Below are 13,204 nucleotides of genomic sequence, written 5' to 3' on the forward strand. Positions count from 1 at the left end.
TATGAGTGCAATTACTTATAATAAGAGGATACAGGATGTTTAACAAACTACTTTCGACCAGCTTACTGCTCAGTGCTATGTCTGCTCCTGCATTTGCCAGTGATATAGAGACAGAACTTAAATCAGCCAACAAAAGTGTCAGTGAAAAGGTCATAAAATGGCGCCGCCATCTGCATCAATATCCAGAACTGAGCAATCGTGAATTTGAAACGGCAAAGTATGTTGCTAAACACCTTCGCTCATTAGGACTAGAAGTGCAAACAGGCGTAGCTCACACCGGTGTGGTGGCCAAATTAAAAGGCGGCAAAAAAGGGCCACTTATCGCGCTTCGTGCAGATATGGATGCCCTGCCAGTTAAAGAGCAAGTTGATTTACCTTTTGCATCAACACAAACAACTGAATATAAAGGTAATACCGTGGGTGTTATGCATGCCTGTGGCCACGATAATCATGTTGCAATCTTAATGGCTGCTGCTGAGTCTTTGGTAAAAATTAAAGATAATCTCGCTGGCGATATTCTATTTGTATTCCAACCTGCAGAAGAAGGTGCACCCGATGGCGAAGAAGGGGGTGCTGAACTAATGCTAAAAGAAGGCTTATTTAAAGAAAAACCCGAAGCCATCTTTGGTTTACATGTCACCAGCTCACTAAACACAGGGCAAATTGGTTTTCGTGAAGGGCCGCTAATGGCCAGCGCCGATAAGTTTACGATTACTGTAAAAGGTCGCCAAACTCATGGCTCGCGTCCTTGGAATGGGGTTGACCCCATTGTCGCGTCATCACAAATTATTATGGCAACGCAAACCATTGCATCACGCCAAGTTGATGTAACGAAAGCCCCTTCTGTTGTCTCCTTTGGTGCCATTAATGGGGGTGTACGTAATAATATAATCCCTGATCAAGTTGAAATGGTCGGTACAATTCGTACTTTTGATCAAGACATGCGTGCTGATATTAAAAAACGCTTAGCTAAAACCGCCGAAATGGTGGCTGAATCAGGTGGCGCAGAAGCGCATGTTCACATTGATCACGGTTACCCAGTCACCGTGAACGATGTTGAATTAACCAAGAAAATGACACCAACACTTGCAGGTGTGGTTGGCAAAGAAAACCTGATCACAACGCCATTAATAACAGGGGCAGAAGACTTTAGTTACTATGCCTTAGAAACACCAGGAATGTTCTTTTTCTTAGGAGTTACGCCAAAAGGTCAAGATGCCGTAACAGCGCCGAGTAACCATTCACCACACTTTTTTGCAGACGAGAAAGCATTACAACTGGGTGTCAACGCCATGACGCAATTAGTGGTTGATTACCTTAAATAGTTGATTACATTAAATAATAATCTTGTGAAAAGAGCCGAACTAATCGGCTCTTTTTATTTAACCATGTAGATACAATCTGCCAAAGGCATTAGGGCTGGGTACTTGGATTCTTGAAAACCTAATTTTTTATAAGCTGCAATGGCCAAGGTATTGTGGGTATATACGAACAACGACACTGTATTACAGTGCAATTGCTGTTTGCCCTGCTCGCTTAATAAATTAATCAGTATTTTTGCAAGCCCTTGCCCCCGCATATTCAAAGCCACGACCAAACGTCCTAAATGACAGCATCCTTCACGTAAGTAATATTGGCCAAAAGCCAACATCTGGCCCTCATTATTTACCAGCGCGTATGAGTTCAGTTCATCAAGATTTAAATCTTGTTTAAAGCTGTGTGCATCAAATGGGAAGTTAAAAAATGGCCCAGACCAAATACGCAGGTCCGCCTCTGTGTTAAACCAACCCATTAGCTTAGTTAAATGCTCATCAGTCACGCTAACTAGCTGCATGTTTTAACCTATCGAATAAACCCGATGCTCGGGTAACTGATTTATTCATTGCCATTAGTAACACGTTTTTATCTGCCACCAGCTCAAAGGTGTTTTTTGCACGAGTGATCCCCGTGTACACAAGCTGTCTGTTGATCCCTTGGTTTGCTTGATTTATTGGCGGTAAAATCATCGCTGTATACGCAAACTCAGAGCCCTGCGATTTATGAATAGTCATGGCATACACTTTATCGTGAGCGGGTAAACGAGCTGGCGAAAAAGCACGAATGTTTTCTTGCTCATCAATAAACATTGCTTTTAGTTGACCTTGCTCATCGTGCATTAAAATACCAATATCACCATTGAACAGTTTTAACTGATAATCATTTTGGCTGATCATAATGGGCATGCCCAGATAATGGCGCTGATACGGTGAAATAAGCCCTTGTTGTGACAGTGCTTTTTCAATTCTAAGATTAAGGCTGTTTACGCCATAATCGCCCTCTTTCACCGCTGCCAGTAATTGATAGTCAGAAAAAGCATTGTGCACTTTAGCCACCCCAGCACCTTCGCGTATCAGTGTTAAATACGCCTGATAATGCTGGGCTGCTAACTGAACAAAATGCTCAATCGGTTTGTTAATCACATTGTAATTAAGTTTAAGGTCGCTAAAGCCGCCCTCGTTCACCGTTTGCTCAACATACCCAAGTAACCCTTGGCTATTGGTATTAACAGCTTGCGCTAATTGACCTATGCCGCTTTTGCCGTCAAAACGGTAGCTTTGCTGTAAAAACGCAATACAGTCGCTTAACAAGTAACTGTCTTCACTGTGTGAAAGCACGGCGCGATTATTAAAACACACCCGATTGAGTTGCTCTGCCCGCGCTTGGCTGTAGGCGGGCATTTTTTCAAGTGTTAATCCTTGGCATAAATCGCTGAGAATACTGCCAGTATCAACTGAGGCTAATTGGTCTTTATCTCCCAGCAGAATTAACCGAGCATGACTTGGCAGCGCCTCAATTAATTTTGCCATTAACGATAAATCAACCATGGAGGCTTCATCAATGATCAACACATCTAAATGCAGTGGATTACGTTTGTTATGGCGAAATTTATTCGTGTGCGGAATCACGCCAAGTAAGCGGTGAATCGTTTGTGCCGTTTCAGGAATAAGCGGTGCGATGTCTTTTGGGATCATACTGAGTTTTTGCTTCGCTCCCAAAATTGACTCACTTAAACGAGCCGCGGCCTTACCCGTGGGTGCAACCAACTTAATTGTCAACGGTGCACTGGCATACAACGACTGCATAATAGCTAATAATTTGGTGACAGTTGTGGTTTTACCGGTGCCTGGCCCTCCGGTAATCACACTAAAGCCTTTGGTGGCGGCTATGGCACACGCTACTTTTTGCCAATTTAACGTTTTAATAGGATCTGCGGGGTCTTCACGGTGAGCTTCATCAGGGAAATACTCTGTCAAAAGCGCAGTTAACGCCGTTTCATCGATGTTTAGTGGTTTTGCTGCCAAATGACTCAAACGTGACGCTAACACAGTTTCATACTGAGCTAATCGCGCAAAATATAACTTATTAGCAAACAGCAGCAGTGGCTTGTCATCACCCACACAAGCTGCAGCCATGAGCTGTGTTTCAGCTTGCTGCGCGTCATAGTTTTCTGAAAACGGCGAAATAATATCAGGTGCAGCAATGCTTGCCTCCGATACTGCCTGTTCTCTAATTGCAAACGGATTTTGCCAATTAATAGCGTTTAAATCTAAGCAACTATGCTGGCTTTGCTGAGCGACGGCAAGCAACAAAATAAGGTAGAACACCTCATTTTTCTGGGAGGTATCAGTGCCTATTAAAAGCTCAGCAAGTTTTACATCCACTAAGCGAATACGTTTCGTCTCTAACAAAAAGTCCAGTAAGGGCTGTGTTTTCATTTCAACCTCAGTCCCCTCTAATGCCTGTACAGGCTCCTTTAACGGTTCTTTGTGTTTGCGAGGTTGCTCTGGTTCACGTTCATCAAAGCCAAATGTCATCTGACTCATAACATTGCTCCTCGTGCAAATAAACTATCCAGCTCAAGTACTTGCTGCTTTGTAAGCTGATTAAAGTACACCCCTTGGCCATCACTCATGCCCCGTAAAAAGGTGTAATACACGCCGCCTAAATGGGTCTCTATGTCGTAATTTTTAACACGTTGTTGTAATAAGCGATGCAGTGCAACAGTGTAAATCAAATACTGTAAATGATATTGGTGACTGCTCATCGCTTGCTCAAGCTGATCATGTTGATAATCAGCTGCGCTGTTGCCTAAAAAGTTCGACTTATAATCAAGAATGTAATACTTATCCTGCCAACAAAAAATTAAATCGATGAAGCCTTTTAGTAAACCTTGCACATCAGTAAAGTCGAGTTTGCCCGGTAAACCAAAATGCTTTACCAAAATTTGATTTAACTTATCACTTGAAAGCGATAATAACGGTAAATTAAACTCCATTTCGACTAAACACACTTCAGGCGAAAGCGCCGATAAACAAAGCCCTTTATCGTTTAGTGGACACTTTAAAGCGGCATTGATCCAGCTTTCGGTCATTGCCTCCCAACTATCATCAATGTGATACTTGGCAAACAGTTTTGTTATTACCTTATCAAGAGCATGGTCGTCACGCTCGTTGTCAGGTCGTTTCAATGCATAGGGATCCGTAAAGTCCAATTGCTCAAATATTTCGTGTAAACAACTGCCCGGCTTCGCACCTTTCGGGAAACTATAGGGGGTTAGTTGCACTGCTTGCTGCGCTAAAAATTCATCTTTTTCGTGATCTTCATCACTGCGCCCCAGTTCAATATGATCAGTCTGCTTTTTAAAGGTTAATGCACTAAAGCTGGTTGAACGCCAATCTCGTTCAATGTGGGTTTCGAGTGTGTTGACTTGATATGACTGCTCAGCATCTGTGCTTGTTAGGTCAAGCACAGTGACCTCATCGGGTTGCGTAAAAGCTTCAAAATGCATATGCGCTGACTGAGCACAAAAATCGCTTAATAACCTGTGCCACTCATCAGCCGATTTAATTTCTTCCCCTGCAAACAGTACATGACCAATACTGGTACTTTGTATACCAGGGCGATTACTGCGCCCTTGTGCGATGTTATACACACCGACTGAGCAAAAATGTACAGCACGGGTCAACGCCACATACAATAAACGCAAGTCTTCAGCTAAACGTTCTTGCTCTGCTTTTTGTAAGGCCTCATCACCGTTAGCAAGGTCGTAAACCAGTTTTCCGTTATGATGATAAAGCGCTTCTTTGGTTTCACGGTAGCCACAAGCAAACGGCATAAACACTATCGGATATTCCAAGCCCTTTGAAGCATGCATCGTGACGATTTTTACTAAATTGGCATCGCTTTCAAGACGAACTTGCACCGCTTCACCCTCTTGTTGGCTGACCTTTTGCGCAAACCAGCGCAATAATCGATGAGTGCCTTCTAGTTCAATTTGCTTTTGCTGCAAGATTTCACCTAAATGGCGAAAATCTGTCAGCCAACGTTCCACGTTATAACCAAGCCCCTGCCAGCGTGCAGCGAGTTGATTGTGGCTCAGTAAGCGCTCAAGCATCGCCATCGCACCTTGCTTATGCCAAATATGTGAAAGCTGAGCGAAAAAGTTTAAATGTTCTTGCCATTCGCTTTCGTTTTCATGTAACGCATAAATACGGTTATAGCTTAAGCAAAACAAGGGGCCTGCCAGTACGCCGCGCAATAATGATTCATCGTACTGACCATGAAGCGCTGTTAAAAAGTTTAATAAATGATGACTAAGCTCTTGCTGAAAAACGCTATCGCGAGACAAATACACGCTGGCAATGGCTGCCTCACTCAACGCCGACTTCATCAGTTGTGCTTCGTTTCTATCTCGCACTAATACACAAATATCGGCAGCGGTGACCGCTTTGCCAGCAATTGTGGCTTCACCTGAATGCGCCTGCTTAAGTAAGCGTGTGATTTTTTGTGTGTAGTGCTGGGCAAGCGCCTGCTGGGCAACCCCTTTGCTGGTTGGCTTATTATTAGCCTGAGCGTATTCATCAACAAACACTGAAAACTCAAATGCATTGGTGGTTTCGCCATTGATTAAAAACGCTTTGTTTTCAGGCTTCCCCTTTGCATGAACTGCTTGAAACGGAATCGCATCGTTATAAATAAAGCTATTAGCGTTTTTAGAAAAAATGCGATTTACACTCTCGACCACCCCTTCACTTGAGCGAAAGTTAGTGTCTAATGTGTATTGTTTTTGCGCAACAACCGCTTTTTTGGCACCAATATAGGTAAAAATATCTGCACCACGAAAACCATAAATAGCCTGCTTTGGGTCGCCTATCATAGCGAGTGTGGTATTTTTGGCGTTATAAATGCGGCTAAAAATACCGTATTGCACTGGGTCGGTATCTTGGAATTCGTCTATCATGGCAACAGGAAATAAGGCCGCTATTTTTTCGCTTAGCACGTCTCCTTGGTCGCTACAAAGTGCCTGATGCAAGTTAGTTAGCAAATCATCAGGGGTGATAACCCCTTGCTCCTGCTTACGTTTTATAAGTGCATTCGCAACCCATTTTGTTGCATATTGCACTATCGCAATATTCAAGCCGTTATTAATAAGGCTACTCAGTTTGGCCATTTCATCAAACTGTGCCGTCATTGCGTGACTAAGCAAACTGCCGTTTTTCTTATAATTCGCAGGGTCGCTTAAATTCTCTGTGCTCCAAACTTCAAACGAATACTTGCTGGTGCCAAATACAAAAAAGGTGTCGTCATTGTTTAGATATTCTTCAAGCGCTGCAAGGCTGTTTTTGCGGCCTGGCGTTTTAGAACCACTCAGATCAGACGCTTTTACAGCATTGATAAATTCACTGTCACGGCATGCCTTTTTAAAAGCAGGTACTTTTGCGACAAAGTTATCGCGTGCTTGCCATATTTCATCAAGGTTGTATTCAGGGGTAATAATCGCCCCTTGTTTGCTGAGCAAGCTGACCACGTGCGAATACATCGACGCTGGCACCGGGAAAATATCAATAATCGCTTCTGTGCGCGCTTTTGACTGTGGGTATACAAAGGCACGCCAAAAATCATTGAGTGTTTCTTGAATGAGCTCTCGCTCATCTAAAATAAATTCTAAGTTAAACGCTACACCCGACTCAAACGCGTGCTGTTTGAGCATGCGCTGACAAAAGCCATGAATAGTAAAAATAGCCGCTTCGTCCATTGATTTGGCCGCAGCGTCGAGTAAATCAAACGCCGCGTGTTTGTCATTAACTTCATTGATAATTTGACTAATTAATTCATCTTCAGGATTTTTGCCCAGCAGTGCATCTCTGGCATTGATTATACGTGCGCGCACACGGTCTTTTATTTCTTGAGTAGCCGCCTCAGTGAAAGTAACAACCAATATTTGTTCAACACTGAGCGGGGTATTTAAAAGCGCAGTGCCATCTTCGTCCGTCGCTTTTTGTAAGCCCAATAAATAACGTAAATACAACCCCGTTATAGTGTACGTTTTACCTGTACCGGCACTGGCTTCAATCAGGCTTTGCCCACAAAGCTCCATGCTAATAGGATTAAGCGTTTGCATGGTCAGCCTCCTGCGCTAATTCAACCAGCGGCGATAAAAGCAGCTCACTCCAATGAATAAACTCGTCTTCGCAGTCTTTTAGATTCCGAATGGTTAGGCGAATATAGGGGTTTTCTCCTTCACCCACCCCGATATATTGCGGGGCAAATTTATTATTCGCTTTTGCCATGTCTTTATTTGTTTTAATGTACTCGTAGCCACTTACTGGAAAAAATGCCACTGGCCGTGTAAGTAATGCTTTATAGAGCATAAACCAATCGTTCAAATAACCACGTGCATCGTCTTGTGAAAGCGCTGAAAACCTAATTTGTTTATCTAAACCAAGTATTAAGGTTTCAACATGTTGGCCCATGATCTGTGCAGCTAAATGCTGAATAAAGCCCTTAATCACGTCTTTGGCTTTAATGCTTGCGGTACGATAAAATACCTGTTTTTGCCCGTAAATGTGGTTAAGCCAGCCCTCTAAGGTGGTATTTTCAAGAGTTATTTTGACTTCAATTGGCAGCAACTCATCATCTTGAATATGGGCTTTCACCTGCCCTGCTAACGCATCAACACGGTGCTGCATACTTTCAAACACCAAATCGCCAACATGCGCTTGGGGCAACTCACCGCGTTGCATGATTTGCGCTTTATTAAGTGGCGTTTCAAGAATGCTGGCCTCTAAAATTTCATCTAAGTAGAAATAGCGACGCAGTGCATCAAGGCTAAATGGCTCTTCATCTTTCGCAATATCATTAAATTGCGGCAACCTTAAGCCCAAACTCTGCTGATAAAAGCTTTCGTGCGGCTGACACACACTACGAATAAACTGGTTTAGCTCAACAATTTGATCGGGTGATACACACAGGTCTTGCTGTGGCTCTGGCGTAATACTTTGAGCGGGTATCCACACCGGGTTATAGCTGTGCAATTGCGTTACCGCAGGCTGCTTAGCCTTAAGATAATAGGCAGGATTAAACGGTTGCAAGTGCTGATAATTAATCAGCGCCTCGGGCAGTGCTGCGTGACAGTCTTTTTCATCGTCAAATTTAAAGCTACGGGCGATGTATTCTAACAGCTCACTGACGAGTGTTGAGGGCATTCTTGGTTGGTTATCAAAACACGAGCGCCCAATATAACTGATATATAAGTTTTCACGGGCGCTTAAAATGGCTTCTAAAAACAGATACCTGTCATCTAGTTTACGCGAACGGTCGCCTTTTTGGCGTTTTGAATACGGCACTAAGTCAAAACCAATGGGCTGCACGGTACGAGGGTAATCAGCATCGTTCAGACCCAGCATACACACCACTTTAAAGGGCACGGCACGCATTGGCATCAGCGTACAAAAGTTCACTTGCCCAACTAAAAAGCGCTGTCCTACGCCTTTCTCTTGAATACCTTGCTTCACTAAATAGCTAACAATACGCTGCGAAACATCCCCTTGGTAATCACCGTTTTCGTAATGCTTAATGAGCGTATCAAGCACTTTTTGCAGTACCAGTAAATCCCAGCTTTGCTCGCCCTCATCACTGTAAATTTCGCCAAGCAGGGCTTTTAAAATCGCGGCTTTTTCGTTTAATGGTGCATCATCGTGTAGTTTTTCTTTATAACGAGCCAATACATCAATAAATTCAATTAATTTATTAAGGGTATTTAACGCCATGCCTTCGACTTCATCGGCACTGTAAATTCCCGAAAATGGCATGTGTTCATCACGTTGTGCCACCCCTAGCAGTAACCGGTTTAACCCATGCTGCCAGGTATTTAAATCAATAGCAGGAAGACCAAAACTGTCTTTATGCGCGGCATCTAAACCCCATTTAACACCCACTCGCTCAAGCCAAAAGCCAATTTGTTCGTATTCATGAGCCTCTAAGTTAAACTTTTCGGCGATTTGTGTGACTTGCAGTAAATCAAGAATGTCAGACACACCAAACCGTGAGTAAGGTAAATCGGCCAAACTTGCAAATGAACTCAGTACAGGCTTTTCTTGTTCAATGGCTAAATCGGCTAACGCATAAGGAATAAAACGACGACCTTCTGCACCACCAAAAACGGCCTCGATATACGGGCTGTAAGTGCCAACATCGGGCATCATCACAATAATATCTTTCGGCGTTAAGTGTGGGTTTTGGTTAAACAAATTTAATAAGTAATCATGAAGCCGCTCTACTTCACGCAGTGGCGTGTGACAGTCACTGAGCACAATACTGGTATCGCCTGCTTTAATTGGCAGTTTACCTTCATCGTTAATAAACCATTCTTTATCGGGTGTAAGCGATTCGCCTTTAAACGCTAATTGATAAATCTCAGCGTGAATTTGCGATAATAAAGTGTCATCAAATTCATTCTCAAAACCATCTAACCACTGCGCGTCTAGCTGCAATAATTGCTCAAAGTAATCTCGGCCTAATTTCCCCCACGATGATAGCAGCGGATTGCCAATAAAAAAGTACTCATGGTCGGGATTTTTTGCATGGTCTTCAAGCGCATCTAGGTGCGGACGTTTGGCATATTTTGCAGCAATTTTAGCAGCCGTTTTTTCATCTAAAGTGTCACCCCAATAGTGCTCGCTTGGGTTGAAGAAAAACAGAAACACCTGCGTTTTTTTCGCAATGGCTTGGAACACTTCAAGCTGACTACTGGCAATCGCCGAAATACCAAATAAGCTAATACGCTCGGGTAATAAGCTGCTATCCATCGTTTCAAGCGCAGCGAGTAATTGGTCTTGCATATTGGCACGATGATAATGGCTTTGGCCAAGTTGTTTACTGTGCGCCACCAGCCTACGCCAAAGATCAGGCTGCCAAGGTGCTATGCCTATATCAACATCATCAAGTTGATCTGTGCCCTGCTCCCACGTGGCAATCCAATGTGGACGATACATTAGGTATTGGTCATACACATCGGCGATTTTTTCACATAATGCGAAGGTCTTTTGGCCATCAGTATCGCCATCTAAATACGTTTTTAGAGGTAAATACAACGGCTCGTCAATACAATCAGGCAGAATAGCAAACAGCTTCCACGCAAGGTTTGCTTTATTATAGGGAGATTCACTGGGCACATCGGGCAATAGTTGCTGATACAGCTGCCAAATAAAACTAGATGGCAGTGGAAAATCAACCTGTGCGGCAATGCCTAAATGTTCACTTAAGCCTATTTTTAGCCACTGCGACATACCGGGTGACTGCACAAGCACAATTTCTTTTTTGAATGGACTCGTTAACGGATTAACTTTAAGAAGAGCGTGAAACCGCGCTTGCAGTGCTTCCATGCGATTTGATTGAATTATATTCAGCACTTTACACTGTCCTTGCTTGAAACTAACTAATTGACACAGTGTAAGATATTTTAATTAGATGGGATAGGTATAAGAGTCACCTAAGTACGCTCTTAGGTGACAATTTAAGCGATCTGCAGATTAGATAAGTTCTGCCAGCATTTCTTCGCTGTAAGGTGTTAATGCTTCACCATGGGTAACTTTACTAATGTAATCTGGGTTTGCGATAAAGGGGCGCCCAATCGCGATTAAGTCAAATTGGTTGTTATCGATTGCCTGATTAGCTGACTCAAACGTATAACTACCTACACCCACTAATGTACCTTTATATGCACTACGTAAGTATTCAGATGTCGTTTTATTTTCAAGGCTTGCAAAACGCATGCTGTCATCAAAAATACCCGCATGAAGATAGGCAAGATTGCGACTTTCAAGCGCTGTTAATAAATAATCAAACACGGCCTTATCGCGGTTATCTTCACTCATATTAAAATATGCACCCGGAGATAAACGTAATGCTGTTTTATCTGCGCCAATGGCTGCGATTACAGCATCTACCACCTCTAAGGCGAAACGTGACATATTTTCTGGTGTTTGACCGTATTGGTCATCGCGTTGGTTGGCAGCAAAGTGTAAGAATTGATCAATTAAATACCCATTTGCACCATGGATTTCAACTCCGTCAAAGCCCGCTTCTATAGCGTTTTCAGCCGCTTTAGCGTAATCAGCAATTAAACCTTGAATGTCTTCAATGGTTGCTGCTTTTGGTGTCACGTAAGTTAATTCACGCATGCGTGGCACAGACCCTTCTACACCGATTGCCGAAGGAGCAAGTACATCACCACCAAAAAAATGAGGGTGAGCCACACGCCCTACATGCCAAAGCTGAGCAAACATTTTGCCGCCTTTCGCATGCACTGCATCGGTGACTTTTTTCCAGCCTTGAATCTGTTCGCTGGTAAATAGCCCTGGGGTATTTGGGTAACCCTGTGCATCAGGGCGAATAATTGTCGCTTCACTAATGATTAAACCGGCATCAGCACGGCGTGCATAGTAGTCAACCATTGCTTGAGTGGGGACTAAATCATCATCACTCATACAGCGCGTAAGCGGCGCCATTAATACACGGTTTTGCAGTTCAATTGTGTCGTTTAACCTAAAGGGAGTTAATAAATCAGTAGCCATAGATGTCTCAATTATTTTTGAATGTACATTCAAGATAGGGATTCTTGAATCATTATTCAAGGCTATTTTTGAATATTTGTTCAAGATTAAGTAGACTGCAAATAATGACCTCAAAAAGTTGACGTAATGAGAACCGCTGAATTTGATAATGACTATGTGTTAAGACAAGCCATGCTAGCCTTCATGGAGTTTGGGTATGCTAAAACCAGCATGCAAAAACTAACGCACGTTACTGGCCTTCACCCCGGTTCGCTGTACGGCGCCTTTGGCAATAAAAAAGCAATATTTTTAAGAGCAATAGAACAATATCAAAAAGATCGTAATCAACAGTTCACAGCGTTATTTCATAATAAACAGCCTATTTTAGAGACACTTAAAAATTATCTGTCCCTCATTGTTGATGAGTGTATCAAAGGCGAAGTAGCAAAAGTGTGCTTACTCACCAAGAGTATTTCAGAGGTAGAAGGCAACGATCCACAAATTTGCAGCGTGCTACGTGGCAACTTAAATGCCTACGAAAATACGCTTGCCGAACAAATTCAAAAAGCCCTTGATAACAACGAATTTAAAAGCAGTAAAACCGCGCAGCAATTGGCGCGCTTTTTAGTTATGGGTATTTATGGTATCCGTACTTATGCGCTCACTAATAGCGATCCGAAAGCGCTACAGCTGCTTGCCGATGATTTATATTGTGCCCTTCTTAATTAACTCACGGCACTCGCACTATTAATAACTACTATGTCGCCACACCAATAGCGAATAGTTATCTTACAAAAAAGCAGATCAATTTAGGAGACCACTTTTCTCTTATTACACATACACATAAAGCAACTGAGCCTGGAAAATATATATTTACAATCACAGCAAGTAACCATGACTTCATTGAACAGCTCAGTGTTAAATTAACTGTCCTGCCCCATAATCCCACCTTGTAGGTTTACTCATCTCGAAAATTTGCCCCTTCCTGACAACCCAACTCACAGCGTTATCAGCACGATTACTATTGTAGAAAAAGTGCACGTGTACCCTGCTTATGTCACTGTTAATATTAATTCTTCGTGGATAAATGATTTATCTTTTGCATTGGTGCCACCTTCCAGTGAACGATTTCAGTTACTTAAATCTAAATCGATAAGTGCAAAATCAACACATACCGAACCAACAACTATCTAATTTATAAACAGCGAATGCACCAATGGCTTGCCGCTTACGTTAATAGCCGTGAAGGCGCATTAACCAAAATTCATTGCACAGAGATAATCGCTTTATTACTTGTCATATTAATTTATCACCTTATGATTAAGATAATG

Annotated in this window: 7 protein-coding genes; 2 read left to right on the top strand and 5 right to left on the bottom strand. The window is 42.7% G+C overall.

The features are described 5' to 3' along the window. The first annotated feature begins 35 nt into the window (after window positions 1-35). Window positions 36-1,325: an amidohydrolase gene (locus IT970_RS09115; RefSeq protein WP_036967817.1), complete on the top strand. Its 1,290-nt coding sequence runs from the start codon at window positions 36-38 to the stop codon at window positions 1,323-1,325. Window positions 1,326-1,378: 53 nt separating this feature from the next. Here the strand turns inward: IT970_RS09115 and IT970_RS09120 are convergent, their stop codons facing one another. The 5 genes from IT970_RS09120 to IT970_RS09140 all read right to left on the bottom strand — a co-directional run bounded on the left by IT970_RS09120 (window position 1,379) and on the right by IT970_RS09140 (window position 11,894). Then, a complete protein-coding gene (locus tag IT970_RS09120) occupies window positions 1,379-1,834 on the bottom strand; it encodes a GNAT family N-acetyltransferase (protein WP_196857245.1) in 456 nt (151 codons plus the stop codon). Beyond that, window positions 1,821-3,854, bottom strand: coding sequence for an exodeoxyribonuclease V subunit alpha (recD, locus tag IT970_RS09125; protein ID WP_083633640.1), 2,034 nt, complete (start codon window positions 3,852-3,854; stop codon window positions 1,821-1,823). The genes IT970_RS09120 and recD overlap by 14 nt, the downstream gene beginning before the upstream one ends. 5 nt (window positions 3,855-3,859) lie before the next feature. After that, entirely contained in the window at window positions 3,860-7,441 is a 3,582-nt protein-coding gene (gene recB, locus IT970_RS09130) for an exodeoxyribonuclease V subunit beta (RefSeq protein WP_196857246.1), read from the bottom strand. Continuing rightward, entirely contained in the window at window positions 7,428-10,730 is a 3,303-nt protein-coding gene (gene recC, locus IT970_RS09135) for an exodeoxyribonuclease V subunit gamma (protein ID WP_196857247.1), read from the bottom strand. The genes recB and recC overlap by 14 nt, the downstream gene beginning before the upstream one ends. Window positions 10,731-10,850: 120 nt before the next feature. Beyond that, on the bottom strand, window positions 10,851-11,894 hold the full coding sequence (locus IT970_RS09140) for an alkene reductase (protein WP_065978515.1): 1,044 nt from the start codon (window positions 11,892-11,894) through the stop codon (window positions 10,851-10,853). 126 nt (window positions 11,895-12,020) lie between these two features. On the opposite strand from IT970_RS09140, the gene IT970_RS09145 reads away from it, so the two are divergent. Next, window positions 12,021-12,602, top strand: coding sequence for a TetR/AcrR family transcriptional regulator (locus tag IT970_RS09145; protein WP_074989412.1), 582 nt, complete (start codon window positions 12,021-12,023; stop codon window positions 12,600-12,602). The last annotated feature ends 602 nt before the right edge of the window (window positions 12,603-13,204 follow it).

Source organism: Pseudoalteromonas sp. A41-2 (genome assembly GCF_015767615.1).
GTDB classification, from domain to species: Bacteria; Pseudomonadota; Gammaproteobacteria; order Enterobacterales; family Alteromonadaceae; genus Pseudoalteromonas; species Pseudoalteromonas lipolytica.

What these genes read in the sequence shown, in the direction of transcription:
- IT970_RS09115 (WP_036967817.1), top strand. Translation starts at nt 36, where the DNA reads ATGTTTAACAAACTACTTTCGACCAGCTTACTGCTCAGTGCTATGTCT.
- IT970_RS09120 (WP_196857245.1), bottom strand. Translation starts at nt 1,834, where the DNA reads ATGCAGCTAGTTAGCGTGACTGATGAGCATTTAACTAAGCTAATGGGT.
- recD (WP_083633640.1), bottom strand. Translation starts at nt 3,854, where the DNA reads ATGACATTTGGCTTTGATGAACGTGAACCAGAGCAACCTCGCAAACAC.
- recB (WP_196857246.1), bottom strand. Translation starts at nt 7,441, where the DNA reads ATGCAAACGCTTAATCCTATTAGCATGGAGCTTTGTGGGCAAAGCCTG.
- IT970_RS09140 (WP_065978515.1), bottom strand. Translation starts at nt 11,894, where the DNA reads ATGGCTACTGATTTATTAACTCCCTTTAGGTTAAACGACACAATTGAA.
- IT970_RS09145 (WP_074989412.1), top strand. Translation starts at nt 12,021, where the DNA reads ATGAGAACCGCTGAATTTGATAATGACTATGTGTTAAGACAAGCCATG.